This window comes from Enterobacter cloacae complex sp. 2022EL-00788 (assembly GCF_026627565.1).
In the GTDB taxonomy this organism is placed as follows: domain Bacteria; phylum Pseudomonadota; class Gammaproteobacteria; order Enterobacterales; family Enterobacteriaceae; genus Enterobacter; species Enterobacter pasteurii.
Map to the genome: position 1 here is coordinate 115,883 of NZ_JAPNMC010000005.1, position 23,909 is coordinate 139,791.

The following is a 23,909-nucleotide window of genomic DNA, read 5'->3' on the forward strand; positions in this document are numbered from 1 at the left end:
TTAGTTACCTAACAACCAGTAGGTCTGAATATCTTGTCGTATACCTTGGCGATAACATCTCACGCTTCATTTTCCATTGCTGCTGAATGCCCTGACCGGCAAAGTAGAGCGTACCTCTGCCACCCTTAGCATTGAGTTGATCCAGAACGTTCATCAAAGATGCGCTATCGTTACGCGGCGCATTTTCATCAAACAGGTTGAGTTGGGCTACACCCTGGCTGAAGAAGTCGCCCAGCATAATGCCAGCCTTTTGATAGCGGTGACCATCCTTCCAAATTTTGTCCAGGCACTTTACCGCAGCATTGACGATGTCGCGGGAATCATGTGTCGGGGTCAGCAGCTTTACCGATGCGCTGTTGCCGTAATATGGCTCGTTCAGCGCAAACGGAGAGGTTTTCACGAACGCAGAGATAAAGCGGCAGTACTGATGCTCACCACGAAGTTTTTCAGCACCACGGGCCGCATAACTGTAGATAGTCTGGCGCATCTGTTCATACTCGGTGACGCGTTCGCCGAACGAACGACTACAGACGATTTCCTGTTTTGCCGGCGCAAACTCTTCCAAGTCTAGGCATGGCTCGCCGCGTAGCTCACGCACCGTTCGCTCCAGCACGACGTTGAAGTATTTAGGGATAATCCACGCACTCTGTTCTGAGAGGTCCATTGCTGTTTTGATGCCCATAGTGTTTAGTTTCTTACTGATGCGACGACCAACGCCCCAGACATCCTCCACAGGAACAAGCGCCAATAGCCTCCGCTGACGTTAAACGTTTGAGAGATCAACCACACCGCCAGTCTGCCGCTGCCATTTTTTCGCAGCATGGTTAGCAAGCTTCGCCAGCGTCTTGGTCTGGGCTATGCCAACGCCGACAGTAAGATGAGTCCGCTGTAAAATTGTCTCGCGGATTTCTTTTCCGAACTCAGTCAGGTCCCGGCAGTTTCTTACGCCTGACAGGTCGCAGAAGGCTTCGTCTATGCTGTAAATTTCGACGCGAGGGCTCATTTCTTCGAGTGTCCTCATCACCCGGTTCGACATGTCTGCGTACAGCTCATAATTGCTGCTGAAGCAGACAACACCAGCGCGCCGGAACAACTCTTTTTGCTTGAAGAACGGCTCTCCTATAGTAATACCAGAGGCTTTGGCCTCGGCGCTGCGTGCTATTACACAGCCGTCATTGTTCGAGAGAACGACCATCGGCCGCCCCCTCAAATCAGGTCGAAACACCGTCTCGCATGATGCTTAGAACGAATTCACATCACAGAGTGCAAACATATTCAGCTCGCCGATTTAACGATGAAAGTCACGACACCGAACACATCAAGCGTATCTTCGCTGCCGACGATGATCGGTGAGTAAGCGCTGTTCATCAGAATAAGCTGGAAGGTCGGGCGCAGCTGCAATCGCTTAACAGTGAACTCCCCTTCCACCGCGGCAATGACAATATCACCGTGCTCAGCTGTGCGTGAGCTGTCCACCACCAGCAGATCGCCGTCGCTGATCCCCACCTCAATCATTGAGTCTCCGGCAGCTTTTACGAAATACGTCGAACTGGGATGGGACACTAGCAACTCATTGAGATCGATACGCTGCTCAACGTAATCAGCGGCCGGGCTCGGGAACCCGCATTGCACTAAATCGCTGAACAGAGGGATAGCAATAATTTCACGTAACTCTGCTGGTCTGAAGAACTCCTTGATTCACACTTCAAATACTGTTTTTATATACAGTTGTTTTAACTGGGATATTGATCAAGATGGTCGCTTGTTTATGTGTGGCCACTTATTAGCCGCTTCGTTTGTAAGCCTGTAACGCTATTCGTTTTTTGGTATTTGTAAATTTCAAAAGGAAGAGTGTCGACTGCTCATTTTGGATACTACATGAAAGGGTTTTCGTCTGAAACAACTGGGCGAATGGTATGCGTAACCACACATACCAAGCGAACGTCATCAAGCGCCTCGCCTTCGATGGCTTCACCATCATCAGTAATCAGCACGTCACCGGCCCAATATGCATGCTGCTGGCGTCCGCAAAACCAGATGAGCAAGGTACCTCCTATCTTAAACAGCATTTCTTTCTCAATGACATCATACCCTTGCTGCGTTTCAACAATACTGGAAGAAGGTGGAAGGAATGACTCTGAGGCCGCAACGAAGGCGGTGTGTATATCTGCTGTGCGTGGCATAATTACCTCACAAAATAACTGTATGCATACACAGCATTGATCAGTAATCTTATGCAGTCAATCATCTCTATTACGGCATTGTTAAGGTGTGTCTAACTTGGTGAACTGAATAAATATCAGACAGTAAATAGGTGGATTTCATCACATTATTAGTAGTTCTTGCGCCTTGTGACAAGACATCTATTAACGGAGCTCTTCCAAATATGGTACAATCATCACAATTCTGAGCACACTCATTGTGAGATTATCATGTTATTTTCCATACATTATTTAAGAGGGTTGGCAGCTTTATTTGTTGTTATGTACCATTATAGAAGAATATTAAATGATGTATATGTTCAAAAGGATCTTGGTGATATTTTATTCAATGGCGCATTCTTTGGGGTAGATTTGTTTTTTATGATTAGTGGCTTTGTTATTGTCCTCTCAACTAAGCATGATAATTCCTTGATTTCATTCTACGCAAAACGATTCTTTAAAATTTACCCAGTATATATAGCTGTTTTCATTGTTTGGGTGATAATGCAGTATCAGTCTACTTTCGATGTTGAGCTAGCCATTAAATCCTTACTTTTCATACACTTTGACTACACCAAACCTGCTCCATGGTTTGGTTACTCTTCTATAAACACAGCATGGACATTAACTTACGAAATATTATTTTATTTTATTTTTTCATTAGGACTACTTTTAAATCACAAACAAAGAACCATAATCGCCTCTTCTATTATCGTTCTTTTGTTCATCTCAGCCAACTATTATTTTAACGGCTTTATTTCATTCAACCCTCACACCACGATAGGGAATGGAGAAACTTCAGGACTAATAAAATTGGTGGGTTCTCCATTAATGCTTGAATTTATTTTTGGGATGATTGCCTGCGAGCTTTATCTAAATATAAAAAGAAATGAGTCTTATGTGTTTTTAAAAAATACCACAAAACCTTTTATTATAATTAGCATGGCATTCTTCCTATTAAGTATATCAAGAGGTGACATTCCCCACGGGCCGCTTGATATTGGCATACCATGTTTCTTGTTGCTTGTATCTTTTTTGAATTATGAACGGTATTATGGGCTTAAACAATCTAAAATACTGTCATTTCTTGGTGATATATCATACCCTTTATACTTAGTTCACCTAGTAGTTTCTGGATATATGTATGATATAAAGAAAATATTCCCTTACTATGCTGAATTGCACGGCTTTTCCAGACTCCTCTTCCTCTTACTTACAAGCTTCGTACTAGCTTATGCAATACATGTATGCATAGAAAAACCAGCATCCAAGATCGCAAGGGTAGCGTTAGACAAGTTTAAAATGAGACAAGCATAGGAAATAGGCGCTCGTTACTTGAGCGCCATATAATCAGAAGTTCCTTGATATTTCAGTCCACACGCCTGTTGAAATTTGTCGCATGGTTATCATTGCCCTAGTGACAGACAATGATGCGTTTACTGCTCCTTTCATATAAAAGTTTGAATCGCCACGGATTTAACAGACATCCCAGAGTCATTTAAGATGATTTCAAGAGAGGTGCCCATGAGCGGTAAACGTTATCCCGAAGAGTTTAAAATTGAAGCAGTCAAACAGGTTGTTGATCGTGGTCATTCTGTTTCCAGGGTTGCAATACGTCTCGATATCACCACTCACAGTCTTTACGCCTGGATAAAGAAGTACGGTCCGGATTCTTACACTCATAATGAACAGTCAGATGCTCAGGCCGAGATCCGCCGTCTACAGAAAGAGTTGAAGCGGGTTACGGACGAACGGGACATATTAAAAAAGCCGCGGCGTACTTCGCAAAGCTGTCCGACTGAGGTACGCCTTTATCCGCGACAACAGCCGTTGCTGGCCTGTTCGTTTGCTCTGTCGGGTTCTGGATGTCCATCCGAGTGGATTTTATTTCTGGCTTCAGCAGCCACATTCACAGCGTCACCAGACAGACCAGATACTGACCGGGCAGATCAAACAGTTCTGGCTTGAGTCTGGCTGCGTCTATGGTTATCGCAAGATCTATCTCGATCTGCGTGATACCGGACAGCAGTGCTGAGTGAACCGGGTCTGGCGGCTGATGAAGCGTGCCGGAATAAAAGCTCAGGTTGGGTATCGTAGCCCACGGGCACGTATAGGCGAAACCAGCATCGTGACACCCAACAGGCTCCAGCTGCAGTTCAATCCGGACTCACCGGATGAGCGTTGGGTGACGGACATAACCTACATCCGAACCCACGAAGGCTGGCTGTATCTGGCCGTGGTGGTTGACCTGTTCTTCAGAAAAGTTATCGGCTGGTCAATGCAACCCCGCATGACAAAAGAGATTGTCCTGAACGCATTACTTATGGCGGTGTGGAGGCGTAATCCTCAAAAGCAGGTACTGGTTCACTCTGATCAGGGCAGTCAGTACACGTGTCATGAGTGGCAGTCGTTCCTGAAATCACATGGTCTGGAAGGCAGCATGAGTCGTCGCGGTAACTGCCACGACAACGTGGTTGCGGAAAGCTTTTTCCAGCTACTGAAACGCGAACGGATTAAGAAAAGGATCTACGGAACGAGAGACGAAGCCAGAAGCGATATTTTTGATTATATCGAAATGTTTTATAACAGTAAGCGTCGTCATGGTTCGAGCGAGCAGATGCCACCGGCTGAATATGAAAACCTATATTATCAACGGTTCAGAAGTGTCTAGATTATCCGTGGCGATTCAATGTGGCTTGCCGTCTATGGTTTCAGTAGTGATGTTGAAGCGGAGTTGACCACGGTCAGCACGTTAACGCGGTTGCGTTTCATGCTGGGTCCTCGTTAGGTGGATTTCAGGCAATAAAAGAGGCCGCCGAAGCGACCTTGTGATTACGGTTTCAAATCAATTTTTATCAATTTATTGAATTCGTTGGTATTCCCTATTTTTACAATGTCACCTATATAGCCAATATCCAGAGTGAACGGCTTTCCATTCCTTGATGCTCGGTATATAGCGATACGGAATTCGTTTTGATGGCTGTATGAATTGCGTTTATTAAAGACAGATGAGAGGGAAAACTGGTCAAATTTAAGTGTTCGTTTTTCATCAAAATAGACGATAGGTTCGCACCGATATGACAACACTTCACCAGATGCAATCAAGCTATCTAGCTTGTTGATAACCCTTGACATAAATTCGGTTTCATCCCACACAAATGCAAAATACTGCCCAAGATTTTCTGCTTCAGGTGGCAGCTTGTAATAACCATTTAATTTATCGACTTCATGTTCGTAAAATGGTCTTGATAGAATTCCATGGGAATGAAGATGGGTCATGCAGAAGACATTAATGTTATCAACCCAATCCATTTTTATGGTTATTGGGCCTGCGAAATCATTTTGAGTAAGTATGATTTCTTCTCCGGGCAAGCCGATCTTCAAAATATGTTCATCCGGCTGTAGCCAGCCGCTAACTCCTTCGTGTTTATCAGCGACATTGTTGGCACTCTCGTCCTCAACTCTTATGAAGTAGCTAAGGGGATTCATGTACAACTGGCCGTTAATGAAACTCTCACGAAAGCTATCTTGAGAAAACAGCTTCACAAAAAATCTGTAATCCATAACCCCTCACATTACTTTTTCATGTAAGAGGGTTTATAAACCGAAAGTGGAACTTTCTAAAGCTTTTCCCATGACTTTCTCTCTTTCGAAAGCCGTACCGTCAACCCTTCGTTGAAGATGCTGCCGTCGTCGTTGAGCAGTATCGGAATCTGGCTGCAATAGCAGTGGTATTTGTTACCATCTACTGCATACCAGTCGCGCACCTCTTGCACGGTTCTGACCTTTCCATGACAGAATGCATGCGTTATCCTGATGGTAGGCTTAAGCGCTGAAAGATGGAGAAGACCGGTATTTAGCCCCAGCCTCTCGGAAGCCCAGTCCGTTTCGTTCCATTGAGCTTCACGCAGCGCGCCGACCTGCTCAGTCTGAGCGATGTTCTTTGCCTTCGACATCGACACATCGAGGCGTTTGCTGATGACGCTGGCCGTCTCTCGAGGATTCACCCCGCGCGCCACAGCGTCAGTGATGATATTTGTCAGGTCACCGCGGGTAGTGTCGCTTATGACCTTCCAGTCGCTGAACGTTGTCAGCCTGGCCGCCGATATCTGGTTCAGATAGCCGGGGCTGCTTAAAAGCTGCTGTAACGTCGTCTGGCTGGCGTACAACTGCGACTGCTGCGAGAGGTTGTTGAACGCCTCTAACGTGCCGCGCTGTGCTTCTGCGACGACGTAATCCATCGCCCACAGGTTTTGCTCGCCACCATCCAGCAGGTAATCGTCGAGAATACCCTGCACTGCTTCCAGCAGGTCTGCCAGTTCCTGCGCCGACATGTCGTATATGTACTTGCCAGCGTTGACCTGGTAGAGCCGCATATCCGCGCCGTTGTCGTGGCACAGGAAATGCCAGTTATGGCTGTTTACCTCACGCTCTCTCCCGGTCAGGCGCTGATCGAATAGTGCTTTCAACGCTACCTTTATCGAGTAATACCTGTCCTCAATGTCGCGCTCCATTCTGCTTACGGATTTACGCGACATTGTGGGGTCAACTTTAGACCGTGGTATCACCGGACTTTTCGGCTTCTGATTCTGGGTCGGCCAGTGGATCAGGCTTTGGCTTGTTGCCATCTGGCGGCACCTCATCATCAAGTTCAGGCAGGGCTTTCAGTTCGCCTGCCGCGCGAATCTCATTTTCTGCGATAGCTGAGCGGCCAAAGGCGTTCGTCGACTTCACGGCTACGTCGGCGAGTTTATCCATGTTGGCAATCTTCTCTGCCTGGCTCGGCGCCAGCAAATCAGACCAACCTAAGGTAATTTCCTCACCTGCTTCTGCAGGCTGATTACTCTGCCTGGCGGTACCGTACTTGATCCGTGGATGGGAAGCGGGAGCACAGGCCGGGCAGCCATCGAGGAAGGGTTTAACTTCATCGGCATCGACCTGAACCCGGATTACGTAACCATCGCTTCTGCGCGAATTGCTCACTCCTTCAAAAAGACGACGGAGGCCGCATGACGCCTGAAACTGACAACGCCATCCGCGCAGCCTGTCGCCGCTACACCGAGGAAATACAGCAGGCCATGCGCAAGAAGCCAAAGCCTAACTGGAACGAAACTGTGCCTCCCATCATTAACAAGCATCACAAGAAAATTGAAGCTCTTGGAGTTAGCCTCCTGGAGTTGGTCGTATACACAGGGCGGCTTAATCGCCGCTTCGGAGTGGAACCGTGACCAAATGCGCGAAACTGGATAGCGAGGTGTTAAGCGCTCTCGGTGCTCAGCCAACCTCGTTTTCCGAGCTATTTAGCCCTTCCGTCAGACAGGAGTGCCTCGTCATTGCTGAGGCAGAAGGAAAGCACCCAATGGACGTCTTCCGTATTCTTGACCGCCGGCTCCAGTCGCTCAGGAAGCTTGGCGTTATTCAGCACGTCAAAGGTAAAGGGTGGATACAGCCATGACATCGCACATCACAAGGTCGCTAAAGCGGCCTTTTTTATTGGTGGCGTTCACCTTCAACAGAATTAACAGACAATTGGAGGAGTGAGAAATGGAAGAATTCAAAGGTACACCGGGCCCGTGGACCGGTAAAGATGGGAGGATCTGCAAGCAAGACAAAGCCGGTCTGCAGCTTGGCTTTATCATGACTTCAGACGAATCTCGTGCAGCAGAGTGCGCAGCCAATGCTTATCTCATCGCCGCAGCTCCCGAGCTATTTGAAGCACTGCAATGCCTGTTCGAAAACTATAAGCAGCTCGCTGATTCAGGCGATGCCGGTAACTGGCGGCTCGAAGATGAACCTGTCGGAAAGAAGGCGCTACATGCCATCAACAAAGCCCTCGGCAAGGAGTGACCATGGACATCATCGACACGGCAGCAGAGATTGAAGAGCTTCAGCGTATTACTACCATTTCTTGTCGTCGATTAGCACACTTTTTGCGCACTTAAAATAGTACCCAATATTTCAAGGCTTGCCTACCCCTCTCCGAAATTCATTTCGCAGTTATTTGACTTACTGCAAAAATCAAAGCTAAACTCGATTAGCATTAAAATAAAGGTAGTACCGACTTGAGCAATCTCACTTAAAGAAAAAAGATTTTCAGCCGATAATTACACCACCATGATTAGAAATAGAGAAAAACATGCTTAATTTTATCCCAACAATCCCCGCAAATGCGTATGACTTTTATCATACTAAAAACATTGAAGATTTAAACATTCACGAACTCGCATATATACATCTTTCAACCATTACTAGCAAAACAAAGCTTTTAAAATGCTTTTTGTCTTCAAGTTTATATGATCTAAGAGAAACACTTACTGCATCGTTTAACAACACTAGAACAAATCAATATGTTCCTTTAATGACATCTTTTGCTATTCTTGATCAATTGGGCGAATTATATACTCCATTTGGAAAATCATCAAATAAAAAGAACGGCATCAAGCGCTGTTTAGAAATGAATACAAGTCTAACAACGGATGACATTGAATCATTAGTGTCATTACGAAATGGATTGCTCCATAACGGTAGCTTGATATGTGAAGCGCAGAATCCAAAACAGACAAATGTCATTTACCGATTGAGCAAAACAGAACCCAATTTGATAAAACACGCATCAATTATATGGGACGGAGTTTACCGCGATCATATGAAGGATTATATTTCCATCGTAAATTTATTAAAATTAAAAGATTTGGTTCTACAAATACATGACAACACATTTACCCACCTTAAAAACAACACGGTAACAATAAACATTAGCGACCCCAAAGAGTTTTATTTCAAATATCTTTTTGCAACCAATTAAGATTCTTCACAAGTCATGGATTTAATTGGTGGGTATAGACCCACCAATTTCATTTTCATGCAATTTAAACGGAACGAAACAATATATATTTTTAATTTCAAATAATCAACACGTCAACGCGGCCTCGCTTATAATGCCTAGCAGCTAAGGAGTTCACATGGCTAAGCTTCTCAACTTGCAGGAATGGGCTGCTGAGGTCTACGCGACTCCACCCTCCCTTTCTACCCTGCGTCGATGGACGCGGGAGGGGCGAATTTATCCCGCGCCAGAGCTGCACGGAAAGGAATATAAGGTTCAGCCTGACGCTATTTACCTGGATCCGCGCAAGAAGAATCTGCGCGCTAAACCGAAACCCACCAAACTGCCTTCCGGCGGCACCTTACTGGAGAGACTGACTCATGGAGAAAAGGCCAGTACGTTACGACGCTAACCTGCCCCGTAAACTGACCTATCGTAAAAGAGACAGACTTTACAGCTGGCGCAATCCGTTGACCGGGCAGGAGATTTCTCTTGGCCGGATTGATCGCAAAGACGCTGTTGCCCAGGCCATTGAGGCCAACAACTACATCGACCAGAATTACCTTCCCTCTTCTCTCCTGCATCGCATAAAAGACGTGCCCACTTTCACAGTGGCTGCATGGCTTGAGCGTTACGAGGTAATTCTCGAGCGGCGCGAGCTGAAACCAAACACGATGAAGGTCAGGCAAAACCAGATCGCCGCGATAAAGGAAGAGTTCGGAAAAATACCCCTCGCATCAATTACAACAAAGGATATCGCCTCATTCCTTGAATCGTACATTCTCTGCGATAAAAAGAGCATGGCCTCCGGGCTGCTTTCAGTCTTAATGGACATCTTCAGGGAGGCGATCGTAGAAGGTCATGTCGACAAGAACCCAGCCGAGCCGACGCGAACGCCGACACCGAAAGTTAAACGAGAGCGCTTATTGCTCGAACATTTCACCGCCATCCGCCAGGCTGCGTTAACTCATTCTGACTGGGCGCCAAATGCATTCGACCTGGCGCTTGTCACAGGCCAGCGGCGGGAAGATATCTCTCTGTTCAGGTTTAGTGACGTCAAAGACGGGAGGCTTTTCGTTACTCAGGAGAAAACAGGTCACAAACTGGCGCTTCCCCTTGATTTGAGGATGGACGTCGCCGGGCTTGTGTTGCAGGATGTCATTGAACGATGCCGGGTGAACAACCCTTCTGACTTCATGCTTTTCTCGCCGGTTCGCCGCGGCGGGAGAAAGCCGGGGCCGCTAACTCCTGACGGACTCACCCAGGCATTTGCAGAGATAAGGGATTCGACCGGGTTAAAATTTGGACCTAACCCACCGCCTTTCCATGAGATCAGAAGTCTGGCGAGCAGGCTCTATGAAAAGGAGCGCGGAGAGGAATTTGCTCAGCGCTTACTCGGCCACAAAAATTTAACAAAGACCCAAAAATACCTGGACGCACGCGGTGCAGAGTATGTTATGGTTTAGGCAGGATATGGAATGTTCGAAAAATTTTCGGGGGCGTTCGTGTTGAGACCGCTAAGCCCTTGAAAAATGAATAGATAAAAAGAGACCGAATACGATTCCTGTATTCGGTCCAGGGAAATGGCTCTTGGGAGAGAGCCGTGCGCTAAAAGTTGGCATTAATGCAGGCTCTGTCGCCTTGCCCTTTAAGAATAGATGACGACGTCAGGTTTTCCAGTCCACAGCAAAAGTGGCCTGAAAAAAAGCGTCAGAACATCACTAAATGTGAAAAACCGCAGCGCTTTTGCAAGCCCTGCGGTTTTTTTTTTACTGGAAACCTGACGGCTAACAGAGCTTTTCTGCGCGCGCAATGAACGGTGCAAGGCTCTTCTTCTGCCCCGGATTAGCCGGATCGTCAACCTGAATCACGCTGACGGGCTGACCATTGCTTTTCCCGCTGGCAACCTGCCGCTCTGCCACGTCATTTAACGGATACTGGACCAGCGTGCTGGGATTAATGACGTACAGCGCGTGACCGGGACGGCAGGTGAGCATCACCTCTTCGCGATTAAACGCCCAGTTATCCTTGCCCATCTCAAAACGGCTGACGGTAATGACCTGCGGTGCGGCCAGCGCGCTGCCCGCACTGGTAAGAAGTAAAAGAGAAAGCAGTGTCTTTTTCATATGTTTATTAACCTTGTCAGAAGGGTTCCCAGGTCGCGAAGAGACTGACTGCCGCCAGCACCAGCGCGCCCAGCACCACTTCTGCCTGTGTCATCCTGATAAAAATCTGTTGTTCCCGCCCGGCCTCAGGGCGAAAGCGTGGCACCAGAAAATACCGATTCGTCAGCGCAATTGCCACCATCATGATGACCAGCGCACATTTAAACAACAGCAGCCGTACGTAAGGCGCCTGCCACGGCACGTCAATGCCAACGATGAACAGCGTATTTACGAGCCCGGTAAGCAGCACGCCTGCAACGGCGTAATGCCCCACGCGGGAGAAGCGCATCATGGTAAAGATAGCCGCTGGCCGCCAGCGCCCTGTTGCCAGACGCATGCAGAAAAGCAGCGGCACCAGACCGCCCAGCCAGGTCGCGGCACAAAGAAGATGAAGCGCATGGTTCAGACGGTGCAGCGCCCCCGGAGCGCCTGCGTCCATCGCGGCATGCCCAACCCCTGCCAGCAGCACGAGCTGTCCCATGGCAAGCAGTAACAGCCGTGAGCCTTTATGTGGTGCTAGCCATGCTGCGCCCACGGTGACCGCTGCCAGAACCATTTGCCACAGCCAGACGCCGCCAAACTGCGTCCCCAGCACGCTGCGCCAGACCTCCGGGCGAACGACATCGCCCCAGCCGTTGCCCATCAATCCGCTTTGCAGGCCAAACATCAGCCCAGCCGTCACCAGGCCAATGAGGGCCGCGACCTTCTGGTGTAGCTGGAAACGCTGCGTCATCAGACGCTGCAGCGACGATGGCGCAAACCAGACGCTGTATAACGCGTTGCCAAAGAGCAGCATCAGCGCGGAAAAATGGATAAAGCGTAACGCTACGTAGCTCAGTGCCAGCATACTATTTCACGCTAAAGCGATAGCTGCCCCTGGTTTTGTGGCCGTCCACTGAAACCACGTGCCAGTCCACCGTGTAGGTACCTGTCGCCAGCGGCTGCTCAAGAGGAACGATCAGCCGCGCGTTGTCCTTCTCGTCACGCTTCACCGGGCCGGTTTTGATCTTCTGCCGCTGCGCGTCGGTCACCGCTACGCCGCTGAAGGCCGGCTCAATGCCTTCCGAGAAGCTCAGGGTGATGACCTCCGGCGCCGCCGCGACGGTATTTTCCTGCGGGGATTGCTGTTTAAGATGGGCGTGGGCCAGAGCCGAGGGCGTGATTGCCGAGGAGACAAGGAAAACCAGCGCGCACGCGACGTGGGAAGGGGTAAGATGCATCACAATCATTCCTTTTCGTTATGCCTGAATGGTAAAGAATAACGCTGTATAATAGACGAGTCGAGGATCATCCTTTGCTCCCTTGTCATCGTTGAATAATCGCGGTAACGTTGCCGCCGCAGAAAAAGGAGAAGGAAATGAACGTTAATCTGGCCGCCCTTCCTCAGGACGAGATGGACAAAGTGAACGTCGATCTCGCCGCCGCTGGCGTTGCATTTAAAGAGCGTTACAACATGCCCGTCGTGGCCGAAGTGGTTGAACGTGAGCAGCCCGCGCATCTTCGCGACTGGTTTCGCGAACGCCTGATCGCGCATCGCCTCGCGTCGGTTAACCTCTCGCGCCTGCCGTACGAACCTAAAGTTAAATAAGCTTAACGTCTCGTTACACTTCCTTACGCGTTATGTGGCAGGATAAGAAAACCCTGATAAATTTAGGTGTAATCTTAGAATCCCAGCGACTCAGTGTATAAGGAAGTCACGATGTCACGATGGAATATTGCCGCGGCCCAGTATGCCCCGCGGCACGGCTGCGTAGACGAGCACGTAAAACACCACCTGCATTTCATTGACGAAGCAGCCCGGCAAGGGTGCGATTTAATCGTCTTTCCGGAGCTGTCGCTTACCGGCCCCGGAGATCCAACGTTACCTCCGCCACCCGACGATTTACAGCTTGCTCCCCTCCTTCACGCCGCGCAGTCGCGCTTTATCACGGTAATTGCCGGCGTAACGCTCCAGCAACACGGCCAGCGCCAGAAGGGACTCGCGCTTTTTACCCCCAGCCTCTCGACCATTCACCGTTACCCCCAGGGCAACGGGGCGGGCGTAATCCCAGGCGACAAACGCTTAGCCATCGTTGATAACCAGGGTGAAGCCCCGGAGCTGGATCCGGAGGCGACGCTGTTTACCAGCAGCCTTGCGGTGGGCGATCACCGCTGGCGGCAGTCCATTAGCGCGCTACAGCGCTTCGCACACAAATACGCTATCGCCGTTTTAATGGCGAACGCGCGCGGCGGGAGCGCGCTATGGGATGAGAAAGGCCAGCTGATCGTTCGCGCCGATAAGGGCGAGCTGCTGCTAACCGGTTCTTTAGGCCGACAGGGTTGGCAAGGCGATATCATTCCTTTAGGCTAGGCATTTTAGGATCAGGAGCGATCGATGCTGCGCGTTATCGATACCGAAACTTGCGATTTGCAGGGTGGAATTGTGGAAGTCGCTTCCGTCGACGTGATTGACGGAAAGATAGTCAACCCGATGAGTCACCTGGTGCGGCCGGATCGCCCCATCAGCGCGCAGGCGATGGCCATTCATCGCATTACGGAGTCGATGGTGGCGGACAAGCCGTGGATTGAAGAGATCATTCCTCACTATCACGGCAGTCAGTGGTACGTGGCGCACAACGCCAGCTTTGACCGCCGCGTGCTGCCGGAAATGCCCGGCGAGTGGATTTGCACCATGAAGCTGGCGCGCCGCCTGTGGCCGGGGATCAAGTACAGCAATATGGCGCTGTATAAGTCACGCAAGCTCAGCGTGCGGACGCCGGAGGGGCTGCACCATCACCGGGCCCTGTATGACTGCTACATCACCGCCGCGTTGCTGATAGACATCATGAATACCTCTGGCTGGACGCCGGATGATATGGCAACCATAACCGGGCGTCCCGCGCTCCTGACCACCTTCACGTTCGGTAAATATCGTGGAAAACCGGTGGCGGAAGTCGCGGATAAGGATCCGGGCTACCTGCGCTGGCTGTATAACAACCTCGACAGAATGAGCCCGGAACTGCGCCTGACGCTGAAGCATTACTTAGGCGAAGCCTGAGTTCCCGCATGGCCTGGCAGCGTGCCCTGCGCCAGGCCAATCAAAAAGGCGTACTCCAGCGCCACCCCTTCGTACGATTTAAATCGCCCTGACTTACCGCCGTGCCCGGAATCCATGTCGGTACACAGCAGCAGCAGGTTATCGTCGGTTTTCAGCTCGCGCAGCTTCGCCACCCATTTCGCGGGCTCCCAGTACTGGACCTGAGAATCGTGCAGGCCGGTGGTCACCAGCATGTGCGGGTAGGCTTTCGCCTCGACGTTATCGTAAGGGCTGTACTCCTTCATGTACCGGTAATACGTTTCATCCTGCGGGTTACCCCACTCCTCGAACTCGCCGGTCGTCAGCGGTATGGACTCGTCCAGCATGGTCGTCACAACGTCCACAAACGGCACCTGAGCGATAACCCCCTTAAAACGTTCGGGACGCTGGTTGATTACGGCCCCCATTAACATTCCGCCCGCGCTGCCCCCCATGCCAAAGCAGAGCTGCGGATCGCCATACCCCTGCGCGATCAGCGCGTCGCAGACGTCAAGGTAATCATTAAAGGTGTTTTTCTTTTTGAGGAATTTACCGTCTTCGTACCAGTGCTGCCCAAGCTCGCCGCCGCCGCGAATATGGGCGATGGCATAGACAAAGCCGCGGTCGAGCAGGCTCAGCCTGCTGCTGCTGAAATCGGCATCCATGCTGGATCCGTAAGAGCCGTAGCCGTAGACCAGGATGGGGTTTTTGCCCTTGCTGAAGTGGTCCTTGTGATAGACGAGGGACACGGGGACTTCAACGCCGTCGCGCGCGGTCACCCACAGGTGCTCGCTGCGGTAGTTTTCCGACTCGAACCCTCTGACCTCCGCCTGCTTAATCACCTGACGCTGCCCGGTATCCATATCCAGCTCAAACAGCGTATCCGGGGTGGTCATGGAGGAATACCCGTACCGTAGACGTGACGATTCCGGTTCCGGGTTAAAGCCAATCCACGTCACGTAGGCCGGATCGTCAAACGCAATGCCCACCACCTCGCGGGTTTTGCGGTTGATCTGGCGGATACTGGTCAGCCCGCGCTGTCGCTCCTCCACCACCAGCCAGTCGGTGAACAGGGTAAAGCCCTCGAGCATCACCTGATCGCGCGCGGGAATTAACACTTCCCACTTGCGTTCATCGCGTACTTTGGTCTTATAGAGACCAAAGTTTTTGCCCTCCCGGTTGGAGCGCAGGTAAAAGCTGTGCTGGAAGTGATCGAGGCTGTACTCATGATCTTTACGGCGCGGCAGGAAGCACAAAGGCTGCGCATCCGGCAGTTCGGCATCCAGCAGCAGCACTTCGGATGTCGTGGCGCTGGAGAGGAAAATAATCACGTAGTGGCGCGATGACGTTTTATGCAGGCTGACGTAGAACGTTTCGTCTTTTTCCTCGTAGACCAGTTCATCGTCGGCGGAATCGGTCCCTACCGTATGACGCCACACCTGGTAAGGCAGCAGCGTTGAGGCATGCTTTTTAACGTAGTAGACCGTTTCCGAATCGTTGCCCCAGACGAAATCCGGGGAGACATTTTCCAGCATCTCGGGATACCAGTTTCCCGTTTCGAGATTGCGAAAACGCAACCCGTACTGGCGGCGGGAGAGGTAATCCTCAGCCAGCGCCATAATGGCGTTATCCGGTGAGATCGACATGCCGCCCAGGGTGTAAAACTCGCTGTGGGCCGCGCGCCTGTTGGCATCCAGCAGTATATCCCATTCGTCCCACTCGGCGCTCAACACCGACTGTCGCTGGTAGATGGGATACTCGTTTCCGGGTTCATAGATATGGCGATAGCGATAGCCGTTTTTGGTCCACGGGGCGGAGATATCGCGCTGGGGGATACGCTGCACCATTTCATTCAGCAGCCTATCCTGAAGCGCCTGCTGGGTGGCCATGACCTTCCGGCCATAGTCGTTTTCTTCGTGCAGATAGTCGAGCACTTCTGGCCGGGAACGAGAGTCGTCCCGCAGCCAGTAGTAGTTATCTATACGCGTATCGCCATGCGTGACGATCGCATAAGGAGTACGTCGGGCTTTTGGAGGCATGGCATTCTTACTTTTTCGTTTTACATCCTATAAGGTTGGCAAAACGCGCGCATGATGCAAGCGAAACATGGCCTCCTAGCCCACAAGCGCCTGTTTCTGCTGCTGGATATCCTTCTCGATGCCCTCGCGAACGTCCTGCGGGATCTTCAGCGCATCGCCCAGCGCGTTCAGGTAGCTGCGCTCCATAAAGTGGTCGATGTCGATGGCGGCACAGCTCAGGAAATAGAGTTCCAGCGCCTCTTCTTCGTTTTTTACGCCCTGCGCCAGGCGCTGCGGATCGAGCGGCTGTTCGATAGCTTTCGCCACCAGCGCCCTGCCCTGCTCCTCAACGCCCGCTTCGCGCATCTGCTGGTCAATCGCGGCGCGTTCGTTATCGTCGATATGGCCGTCGCTTTTGGCCGCAAACACCAGCGCGAGGAGCAGCCGCTCGGTGCGTAAATCTAACGGCGACACCTGGTTTCCGTACTGCGGTTCATCCTGATGCGCGCTGCGCACCTTGTCTTTATATTTGTTCCACAAAACGGAGCCCGCAATGGCCCCTCCGCCCGCCAGCAGCGCGCCGGTGCCGTATTTAGTGAGCAGCTTGCGCGATGATTTATTGGCGACCAGCAAACCGGCCAGCCCGCCGAGCGCGCCCGGCACCAGCAGCTTGCTTAGCCCCTGCTCGCCGGACGACGAGCGTTTTTGTCCCAACAGGGATTGCAGTTGATTCATCCAGCCTGACATATTTTTCCTCACGTAACGGTGCTTAACGTTCACAGCCTAAGCGAGCAGGTGTCAGGAAATGTCTGTCAGTGCTAAAGAAGCGCAAATTTCTCGCCTGCCGCGGCGGTCACGGGCAAGACAGACGCAAACGTTTTCGTTTATACTGCCCGCATCGTTTTCAGGGGGATTTTTATGACTCGTTTAGGAACTGCGCTGCGTCCTGCCGCGACGCGCGTCATGCTGTTAGGATCGGGCGAACTGGGAAAAGAAGTGGCCATTGAGTGCCAGCGTTTGGGCGTCGAGGTGATTGCGGTTGATCGTTATAAGGATGCACCTGCCATGCACGTTGCTCACCGCTCGCACGTTATCGACATGCTTGACGGTAACGCCCTGCGCGCGTTAATTGCCGGGGAAAAGCCGGATTTCGTGGTACCGGAGATTGAAGCCATTGCCACCGATATGCTGATCGCCCTTGAGCAGGAGGGACAGCGCGTGGTGCCCTGTGCTAAGGCGGCAAAACTGACCATGAACCGCGAAGGTATACGTCGTCTGGCGGCCGAGGAGCTGCAGCTTCCGACCTCCAGCTACCGTTTTGCCGGCGATAAAGCCGGGTTTATTCAGGCCGTTGAAGAAATTGGCTACCCGTGCATCGTTAAGCCCGTGATGAGCTCCTCCGGCAAAGGGCAGAGCTTTATCCGCGACAGCAGCACGCTGGACATGGCCTGGGACTATGCCCAGCAGGGCGGTCGTGCCGGGGCCGGTCGCGTCATCGTGGAAGGCGTGGTGAAGTTTGATTTTGAAATTACCCTGTTGACCGTCAGCGCCGTGGACGGCGTCCATTTCTGCGATCCGATTGGCCATCGCCAGGAAGACGGCGATTATCGCGAATCCTGGCAGCCGCAGCAGATGAGCGCCCTGGCGCTGGAGCGCGCGCGGGAGATCGCCCGCAAGACGGTGCTGGCCCTTGGGGGCTATGGCCTGTTCGGCGTCGAGCTGTTTGTATGCGGTGACGAGGTGATTTTCAGCGAAGTCTCCCCTCGCCCGCACGATACCGGAATGGTTACGCTGATTTCGCAGGATCTCTCCGAGTTCGCGCTGCACGTACGCGCCTTCCTCGGCCTGCCGGTTGGCGGCATCCGCCAGTACGGCCCGGCGGCATCAGCGGTTATTCTGCCGCAGCTGACCAGCCAGAACGTTACCTTTGATAACGTCGAAGAGGCGGTTGGCGCCGGAATGCAGGTCCGACTGTTTGGTAAACCGGAGATCGACGGCACCCGTCGTCTGGGCGTGGCCTTAGCGACGGGTAATACCGTAGACGATGCGGTCGCGAGGGCGAAAGCGGCCGCCGCAGGCGTGAAGGTCGAAGGATAAAAAAACGGGCCATCAGGCCCGTTTTTTTTATTTTGCAGGTCGGCAACAGGCTTACTGCTTCGCGCCTTCAACCGCTTCGCGAGCCAGCTTAGTGATGCGATCCCAGTCGCCTGCTTCCAGCGCGTCCGCCGGAACCAGCCAGGAGCCACCGATGCACAGCACGCTTTTCAGCGCCAGGTAGTCGCGGTAGTTGGCCGGTGAGATGCCGCCCGTCGGGCAGAAACGCACCTGTGAGAAGGGACCCGCAATCGCCTGTAGCGCTTTGGTGCCGCCGTTGGCTTCCGCCGGGAAGAACTTGAACTCTTTCAGACCGTAGTCCATACCCAGCATCAGCTCAGAGACGGTGCTGATACCCGGGATCAGCGGAATAGTGCCCTCGGTTGCCGCTTTCAGCAGCGGCTCGGTCAGGCCCGGGCTGATGGCAAACTGCGCGCCCGCTTCGGTCACTTCCGCCAGCTGCTGCGCGTTCAGAACGGTGCCCGCCCCGATAATGGCTTCCGGCACTTCTTTCGCGATAGCGCGGATCGCGTCCATCGCGCAGGCAGTACGCAGGGTCACTTCCAGAACGCGAACGCCGCCCGCAACCAGCGCTTTCGCCATAGGTACGGCGTGCTCCAGCTTATTCACCACGATAACCGGCACGACAGGGCCAGTGGTCAGGATTGCTTCTGCACTTGTTTTCCAGTTTTTCATCAGAGTTTTCTCTCGCCAGATCGTTAAAATCAAGTCGTCTTAAAACGTAATACAGGTTGCGCCCTGCTCCGCGCCGGAGAGTTTCTCACGCAGCGCGCCAAACATTTCGCGTCCGGTACCCACGCGCGACGCGCTCAGGTCAGGAATGTGCGGCTGACGTGCCGCCAGCTCGGCCTCATCCACCAGCAGGGTTAACTCGCCTGTCTGACCGTTAACGCGGATCGTGTCACCATCGCGCACTTTCGCCAGCAAACCACCGTCGTAGGCTTCCGGAGTGACGTGGATAGCAGAAGGCACTTTACCGGACGCACCCGAGAGGCGTCCATCGGTCACCAGCGCAATTTTGAAACGGCGGTCCAATAATACACCAAGCGGCGGCATAAGTTTATGTAATTCTGGCATTCCGTTCGCTTTTGGCCCCTGATGGCGTACTACAACCACGCAGTCTTTATCAAGCAGCCCTGCTTCAAAGGCAGGTAAAACATCATGCTGGCTTTCAAACACCACCGCCGGCGCCTCGATAACCTGGTTCTCTTCCGGCACGGCAGAGGTTTTCATCACCGCGCGGCCAAGGTTGCCGCTCAGCACCTTAGTGCCGCCGTGAGGAGAGAACGGCTGTTCGAAGGTTGCGATGACCTGCGGATCGAGAGAGTGGCTCGCCCCTTCGCGCCAGTCCAGCTCACCGTTGTTCAGCCACGGCTCCAGGGTATAGCGGTGAAGGCCAAAGCCCGCCACCGTGTTCACGTCCTCATGCAGCAGCCCGCCATTCAGCAGCTCGCGCATCAGCACTGGCACCCCGCCTGCCGCCTGGAAGTGGTTGATGTCCGCCGGACCGTTCGGGTACAGGCGCGCCATCAGCGGCACCACGGACGAGATATCGGAGAAGTCATCCCAGTTGATCAGAATGCCCGCCGCGCGCGCCATCGCGACAAGGTGCATGGTGTGGTTGGTTGAGCCGCCGGTCGCCAGCAGGGCAACAATGCCGTTAACGATGACTTTTTCATCCACCATTTTGCCCATCGGCATCCACTCGTTACCGTTGCCGGTAAGACGCGTCACCTGACGGGCCGCAGCTTCGGTCAGCGCTTTACGCAGTGGCGCATCCGGCTGGATGAACGACGAGCCCGGAAGCTGCATCCCCATGAACTCCACCACCATCTGGTTGGTGTTAGCCGTACCGTAGAAGGTACAGGTGCCCGGCGCGTGGTAGGACGCGGCTTCCGCTTCCAGCAGCGCCTGACGATCCGCCTTCCCTTCAGCGTACAGCTGGCGGATACGGACTTTTTCTTTATTCGGCAAACCGCTTGCCATCGGGCCTGACGGCACAAAAATCGCGGGCAGATGGCCAAACGACAGCGCGGCCATCACCAGGCCGGGGACGATTTTATCGCAGACGCCCAGATAGAGCGCGCCATCAAACATATTGTGAGAAAGGCCAACCGCCGCCGACATGGCGATCACCTCGCGGCTCAGCAGCGACAGCTCCATGCCGTCCTGCCCCTGAGTCACGCCGTCGCACATGGCCGGCACGCCGCCCGCGACCTGCCCCACCGCGTTTACGCTGTGCAGCGCGTTGCGGATGATAGTCGGGTAGACCTCATACGGCTGGTGCGCAGAGAGCATGTCGTTGTAGGAGGTAATGATGGCGATATTGTTACGCAGCATGCTCTTCAGCGCGTCTTTATCACCGGGCTGGCAGGCCGCAAAGCCGTGGGCCAGATTGCCGCATGCCAGCTGCGATCGGTGAACCGTTTCGCTCTTCGCCTGTTCGATGCGGGCAAGGTAGGCTGAACGGGTCTCTTTCGAGCGCTCAATAATGCGCTGTGTTACGCGTAACAATGTCGGATTCATAAAAGCTCCTCTAATTTATCTGTCCGGGCTCGGGAGTTTACATAGTCTCTGGCGATGGTTAACAACGCTGAAACGCCTGGTGTCCGGAGCACAGGGGCAAAATGTCTTCCGAAAGTGTAATAAAAAAAGCCCCGCGGGTGAATCCACGCGGAGCTTAAAAGATTAAAAATTGTGCCCGTTGCTGTGTTAGATCATGTTACCGGTAAAATAACACCTTCGGGCTAGAGGACGATTTACTCAAACTCGTTCCAGGAGCGGCCATCGCGGGTGATCATCGCAACGGAGGCGACAGGACCCCACGTTCCCGCCTGATACGGTTTTGGCGCGTCCTGATCGGCAGCCCAGGCTTCGGTAATTGAGTCGACCCACTTCCACGCCTCTTCCACCTCATCGCGACGAACGAACAGCGCCTGAATGCCGCGCATGGTTTCCAGCAGCAGACGCTCGTAAGCATCGGCCAGGTGCGTCTGGTTAAAGGTTTCGGAGTAGCTCAGATCCAGCTTGGTGGTTTGCAGGTTGTGCTTGTGATCGAGGCCCGGCACCTTGTTCAGGATCTGAATATCCACACCCTCGTCCGGCTGCAGACGGATGGTCAGCTTGTTCTGCGGCAGCTCCTGCCAGGACTCCTTAAACAGGTTCAGTTCCGGGTTTTTGAAGTAGACCACCACTTCGGAGCATTTCGCAGGCAGACGTTTACCGGTACGCAGGTAGAACGGAACGCCGGCCCAGCGCCAGTCGTCGATATCCACGCGGATCGCCACAAACGTTTCCGTGTTACTGGACTTATTCGCGCCCTCTTCTTCCAGGTAGCCCGGCACTTTTTTACCCTGAGCAAAGCCAGCGGTGTACTGGCCGCGCACGGTTTTCTCGCGCACGTTGGAGCGGTCAATGCGGCGCAGGGATTTCAGTACTTTTACCTTGGCGTCACGGATGCTGTCTGCCGTCAGATCCGACGGTGGAGACATGGCAATCATGCACAGGATTTGCAGCAGGTGGTTCTGGATCATGTCGCGCATCTGGCCTGCCTGGTCGAAGTAGCCCCAGCGGCCTTCGATGCCCACCTCTTCCGCCACGGTGATTTCCACGTGGTCGATAGTGCGGTTGTCCCAGTTATTCACGAACAGGGAGTTGGCAAAACGCAGCGCCAGCAGGTTCAGTACCGTCTCTTTCCCCAGGTAGTGGTCAATACGGTAGACCTGACACTCTTCGAAGTACTCGCCCACCTGGTCGTTAATTTCACGGGAGGTTGAAAGCGAGGTGCCCAGCGGTTTTTCCATCACGACGCGCGCCGGCTTGGCGTTCAGCTTCGCTTCGCCCAGGCCTTTGCAGATGGCGCCGAAGGTGCTTGGCGGCATCGCGAAATAGTTAATGGTGACGCGATTTTTCTGGTCCAGCATGTCGCCCAGACGGGTAAAGGCGCTGACGTCGTTCACGTCCAGGTTGCAGAAATCGAGGCGCCCGCTCAGCGTATCCCACAGGCTTTCATCAATTTTTTCCTTCATGAACGTTTCGAGCGCCTCGCGCACCACTTTGGTATAAGCTTCCTTATCCCAGTCGGCGCGCCCTACCCCCAGAATACGGGTGTCGGGATGGATCTGGCCCGCTTTTTCCAGCTGATACAGGGAAGGCAGCAATTTCCGGCGTGCAAGATCGCCTTTCGCGCCGAAAATGACCAGGTCACATGCCTGGGCTGTTTGCGTTACCGCCATGTCATTCTCCTCAGTTAGATCCCCTGGTACTCTGCCAGGTATCGTTGTAATTTTATTACAATGCACTGTACTGCTTTTACGAGTTTCCTGAAACCATTAGCGCTTAACGTCGCGTGCGATACGGCGATTTTTCGCCGGTCAGGCGCGTAAGCAGCGACCCAATGACGCAACAAACGTCGATTCTTTGCGCAACGCGGCCACAGTAAAACCCGACATCGATCAAGTAATGAAAAAAAACAACAACATTTCTTGTCGACGATTACCCTTTCGGGAATCCCGGGGGTAATATCGGCTACATCGACTCAGGATTTCATCTATTAATGAAATCGTTTCTGCCCCCACGAGCGTCTTGTTAACAATGAACATGCTGGAAAAAATCCAGTTTCAACTGGAACACCTTAGCAAATCCGAGCGCAAAGTGGCTGAAGTTATTCTTGCCGCTCCCGCTCAGGCGATTCATTCAAGCATCGCCGCTCTGGCTCAGGAATCGGGCGTCAGCGAACCGACGGTAAATCGATTCTGTCGTAGTCTGGACACCCGCGGCTTTCCTGATTTTAAACTGCATCTGGCCCAAAGTCTGGCAAACGGCACCCCGTATGTTAATCGCAATGTGGATGAAGACGACAGCGTTGATGCCTACACGGCGAAAATATTTGAATCGGCAATGGCCACCCTCGACCACGTTCGTCAGTCGCTTGAGATGAGTTCAGTTAACCGTGCGGTCGATCTGCTCACCCAGGCCAAGCGGATTGCCTTCTTTGGCCTCGGCTCGTCCGCTGCCGTGGCCCATGACGCGATGAACAAGTTCTTTCGCTTCAACGTGCCGGTGATTTACTCCGATGACATTGTGCTGCAACGCATGAGCTGTATGAACTGTAGCGAAGACGATGTGGTCGTTCTCATCTCGCACACCGGTCGCACCAAGAGCCAGGTAGAGCTGGCGCAGCTCGCGCGCGACAACGATGCGATGGTGATCGCCCTGACGACAGCAGGCACCCCGCTGGCGCGCGAAGCAACGCTCGCCATTACGCTGGACGTGCCGGAGGACACCGACATGTACATGCCGATGGTCTCCCGCCTGGCGCAGCTGACGGTCATCGACGTGCTGGCGACCGGTTTTACCTTACGCCGGGGCGCAAAATTCCGGGATAACTTGAAGCGGGTCAAGGAAGCCCTGAAAGAATCGCGTTTTGATAAAGAATTGCTTATAAAGAGCGATGTTCCCTAATAACTACGATGTACGATTTACGGCATTCGGTCCGCTCGCTACTGCCTTGCGATAGATGAAGATCGATTC

General features: G+C 52.7%; 25 protein-coding genes and 2 pseudogenes. 13 read left to right on the plus strand and 14 right to left on the minus strand.

Going from position 1 to position 23,909, the window contains the following annotated elements:
- Nucleotides 1-4: 4 nt before the first annotated feature.
- From OWK27_RS09440 to OWK27_RS09450, 3 genes and pseudogenes are all read right to left on the minus strand, one after another.
- Nucleotides 5-1,273 (minus strand): annotated as a pseudogene (locus OWK27_RS09440) (Y-family DNA polymerase).
- Between the two features lie 2 nt (nt 1,274-1,275).
- Entirely contained in the window at nt 1,276-1,698 is a 423-nt protein-coding gene (locus tag OWK27_RS09445; RefSeq protein ID WP_242173231.1) for a translesion error-prone DNA polymerase V autoproteolytic subunit, read from the minus strand.
- A 176-nt stretch (nt 1,699-1,874) separates the two neighbouring features.
- The gene (locus OWK27_RS09450) at nt 1,875-2,183 is read right to left on the minus strand and encodes a hypothetical protein (protein ID WP_242172320.1); all 309 of its coding nucleotides are present in this window, start codon (nt 2,181-2,183) and stop codon (nt 1,875-1,877) included.
- Between the two features lie 249 nt (nt 2,184-2,432).
- On the opposite strand from OWK27_RS09450, the gene OWK27_RS09455 reads away from it, so the two are divergent.
- Nucleotides 2,433-3,518: an acyltransferase family protein gene (locus tag OWK27_RS09455; RefSeq protein ID WP_267590287.1), complete on the plus strand. Its 1,086-nt coding sequence runs from the start codon at nt 2,433-2,435 to the stop codon at nt 3,516-3,518.
- A 207-nt stretch (nt 3,519-3,725) separates the two neighbouring features.
- Nucleotides 3,726-4,872 (plus strand): annotated as a pseudogene (locus OWK27_RS09460) (IS3 family transposase).
- 161 nt (nt 4,873-5,033) lie between these two features.
- Here OWK27_RS09460 and OWK27_RS09465 read toward each other — a convergent pair.
- Genes OWK27_RS09465 through OWK27_RS09475 form a run of 3 tightly spaced genes read right to left on the minus strand, consistent with a single transcriptional unit; the run spans nt 5,034 to nt 6,959 of the window.
- Nucleotides 5,034-5,765, minus strand: coding sequence for a hypothetical protein (locus OWK27_RS09465; protein ID WP_267590288.1), 732 nt, complete (start codon nt 5,763-5,765; stop codon nt 5,034-5,036).
- Nucleotides 5,766-5,821: 56 nt separating this feature from the next.
- Entirely contained in the window at nt 5,822-6,811 is a 990-nt protein-coding gene (locus OWK27_RS09470) for a phage minor head protein (protein WP_420712945.1), read from the minus strand.
- A complete protein-coding gene (locus tag OWK27_RS09475; protein WP_267590289.1) occupies nt 6,753-6,959 on the minus strand; it encodes a hypothetical protein in 207 nt (68 codons plus the stop codon). The genes OWK27_RS09470 and OWK27_RS09475 overlap by 59 nt, the downstream gene beginning before the upstream one ends.
- Nucleotides 6,960-7,076: 117 nt before the next feature.
- Between OWK27_RS09475 and OWK27_RS09480 the strand changes: the two genes are divergently transcribed.
- The 6 genes from OWK27_RS09480 to OWK27_RS09505 all read left to right on the plus strand — a co-directional run bounded on the left by OWK27_RS09480 (nt 7,077) and on the right by OWK27_RS09505 (nt 10,490).
- Entirely contained in the window at nt 7,077-7,214 is a 138-nt protein-coding gene (locus OWK27_RS09480) for a DNA methyltransferase (RefSeq protein WP_094312765.1), read from the plus strand.
- Nucleotides 7,211-7,429 (plus strand): hypothetical protein, encoded by a 219-nt coding sequence (locus OWK27_RS09485; RefSeq protein WP_267590290.1) that lies wholly within the window; start codon nt 7,211-7,213, stop codon nt 7,427-7,429. Before OWK27_RS09480 ends, OWK27_RS09485 begins: the two co-directional genes overlap by 4 nt.
- Before the next feature lie 316 nt (nt 7,430-7,745).
- Nucleotides 7,746-8,048: a hypothetical protein gene (locus OWK27_RS09490; RefSeq protein ID WP_267590291.1), complete on the plus strand. Its 303-nt coding sequence runs from the start codon at nt 7,746-7,748 to the stop codon at nt 8,046-8,048.
- A 289-nt stretch (nt 8,049-8,337) separates the two neighbouring features.
- On the plus strand, nt 8,338-9,006 hold the full coding sequence (locus OWK27_RS09495) for a hypothetical protein (protein ID WP_267590292.1): 669 nt from the start codon (nt 8,338-8,340) through the stop codon (nt 9,004-9,006).
- A gap of 157 nt (nt 9,007-9,163) precedes the next feature.
- Nucleotides 9,164-9,436, plus strand: coding sequence for an excisionase (locus tag OWK27_RS09500; protein ID WP_267590293.1), 273 nt, complete (start codon nt 9,164-9,166; stop codon nt 9,434-9,436).
- Nucleotides 9,405-10,490 (plus strand): tyrosine-type recombinase/integrase, encoded by a 1,086-nt coding sequence (locus OWK27_RS09505; protein ID WP_267590294.1) that lies wholly within the window; start codon nt 9,405-9,407, stop codon nt 10,488-10,490. The genes OWK27_RS09500 and OWK27_RS09505 overlap by 32 nt, the downstream gene beginning before the upstream one ends.
- Nucleotides 10,491-10,811: 321 nt before the next feature.
- On the opposite strand, the gene OWK27_RS09510 is transcribed toward OWK27_RS09505, so the two are convergent.
- Genes OWK27_RS09510 through yobA form a run of 3 tightly spaced genes read right to left on the minus strand, consistent with a single transcriptional unit; the run spans nt 10,812 to nt 12,409 of the window.
- Nucleotides 10,812-11,150, minus strand: a complete 339-nt coding sequence (locus OWK27_RS09510) for a YebY family protein (RefSeq protein WP_176610045.1) — start codon at nt 11,148-11,150, stop codon at nt 10,812-10,814.
- A 16-nt stretch (nt 11,151-11,166) separates the two neighbouring features.
- Nucleotides 11,167-12,036, minus strand: coding sequence for a copper homeostasis membrane protein CopD (gene copD / locus OWK27_RS09515; RefSeq protein WP_267590295.1), 870 nt, complete (start codon nt 12,034-12,036; stop codon nt 11,167-11,169).
- Between the two features lies 1 nt (nt 12,037).
- Complete coding sequence (gene yobA, locus OWK27_RS09520) at nt 12,038-12,409, minus strand: CopC domain-containing protein YobA (RefSeq protein WP_267590368.1); 372 nt, start codon at nt 12,407-12,409, stop codon at nt 12,038-12,040.
- A gap of 137 nt (nt 12,410-12,546) precedes the next feature.
- Here yobA and OWK27_RS09525 point away from each other — a divergent pair, with 137 nt between their 5' ends.
- The 3 genes from OWK27_RS09525 (at nt 12,547) to exoX (ending at nt 14,226) form a co-directional block, all read left to right on the plus strand.
- Nucleotides 12,547-12,777 (plus strand): DNA polymerase III subunit theta, encoded by a 231-nt coding sequence (locus OWK27_RS09525; RefSeq protein ID WP_003859784.1) that lies wholly within the window; start codon nt 12,547-12,549, stop codon nt 12,775-12,777.
- A 111-nt stretch (nt 12,778-12,888) separates the two neighbouring features.
- Nucleotides 12,889-13,539: a carbon-nitrogen hydrolase family protein gene (locus tag OWK27_RS09530; RefSeq protein ID WP_267590296.1), complete on the plus strand. Its 651-nt coding sequence runs from the start codon at nt 12,889-12,891 to the stop codon at nt 13,537-13,539.
- Nucleotides 13,540-13,563: 24 nt separating this feature from the next.
- Nucleotides 13,564-14,226 carry an exodeoxyribonuclease X gene (gene exoX / locus OWK27_RS09535; RefSeq protein WP_148418063.1) on the plus strand — a complete coding sequence of 221 codons (663 nt, stop codon included), beginning with the start codon at nt 13,564-13,566 and terminating at the stop codon, nt 14,224-14,226.
- On the opposite strand, the gene ptrB is transcribed toward exoX, so the two are convergent.
- Together ptrB and OWK27_RS09545 are read right to left on the minus strand one after the other, a co-directional pair.
- Complete coding sequence (gene ptrB / locus OWK27_RS09540; RefSeq protein ID WP_148418064.1) at nt 14,208-16,283, minus strand: oligopeptidase B; 2,076 nt, start codon at nt 16,281-16,283, stop codon at nt 14,208-14,210. The genes exoX and ptrB overlap by 19 nt on opposite strands.
- Before the next feature lie 75 nt (nt 16,284-16,358).
- A complete protein-coding gene (locus OWK27_RS09545; protein WP_267590297.1) occupies nt 16,359-17,009 on the minus strand; it encodes a tellurite resistance TerB family protein in 651 nt (216 codons plus the stop codon).
- Between the two features lie 171 nt (nt 17,010-17,180).
- Here OWK27_RS09545 and purT point away from each other — a divergent pair, with 171 nt between their 5' ends.
- Nucleotides 17,181-18,359, plus strand: coding sequence for a formate-dependent phosphoribosylglycinamide formyltransferase (gene purT, locus OWK27_RS09550; protein WP_267590298.1), 1,179 nt, complete (start codon nt 17,181-17,183; stop codon nt 18,357-18,359).
- A gap of 51 nt (nt 18,360-18,410) precedes the next feature.
- Here the strand turns inward: purT and kdgA are convergent, their stop codons facing one another.
- The 3 genes from kdgA to zwf all read right to left on the minus strand — a co-directional run bounded on the left by kdgA (nt 18,411) and on the right by zwf (nt 22,612).
- On the minus strand, nt 18,411-19,052 hold the full coding sequence (gene kdgA, locus OWK27_RS09555) for a bifunctional 4-hydroxy-2-oxoglutarate aldolase/2-dehydro-3-deoxy-phosphogluconate aldolase (protein ID WP_023300441.1): 642 nt from the start codon (nt 19,050-19,052) through the stop codon (nt 18,411-18,413).
- Nucleotides 19,053-19,091: 39 nt separating this feature from the next.
- Entirely contained in the window at nt 19,092-20,903 is a 1,812-nt protein-coding gene (edd, locus tag OWK27_RS09560; protein WP_267590299.1) for a phosphogluconate dehydratase, read from the minus strand.
- Between the two features lie 233 nt (nt 20,904-21,136).
- On the minus strand, nt 21,137-22,612 hold the full coding sequence (gene zwf / locus OWK27_RS09565; RefSeq protein ID WP_148418068.1) for a glucose-6-phosphate dehydrogenase: 1,476 nt from the start codon (nt 22,610-22,612) through the stop codon (nt 21,137-21,139).
- Between the two features lie 358 nt (nt 22,613-22,970).
- Between zwf and OWK27_RS09570 the strand changes: the two genes are divergently transcribed.
- Complete coding sequence (locus OWK27_RS09570) at nt 22,971-23,840, plus strand: MurR/RpiR family transcriptional regulator (protein WP_148418286.1); 870 nt, start codon at nt 22,971-22,973, stop codon at nt 23,838-23,840.
- Nucleotides 23,841-23,909 lie beyond the last annotated feature (69 nt).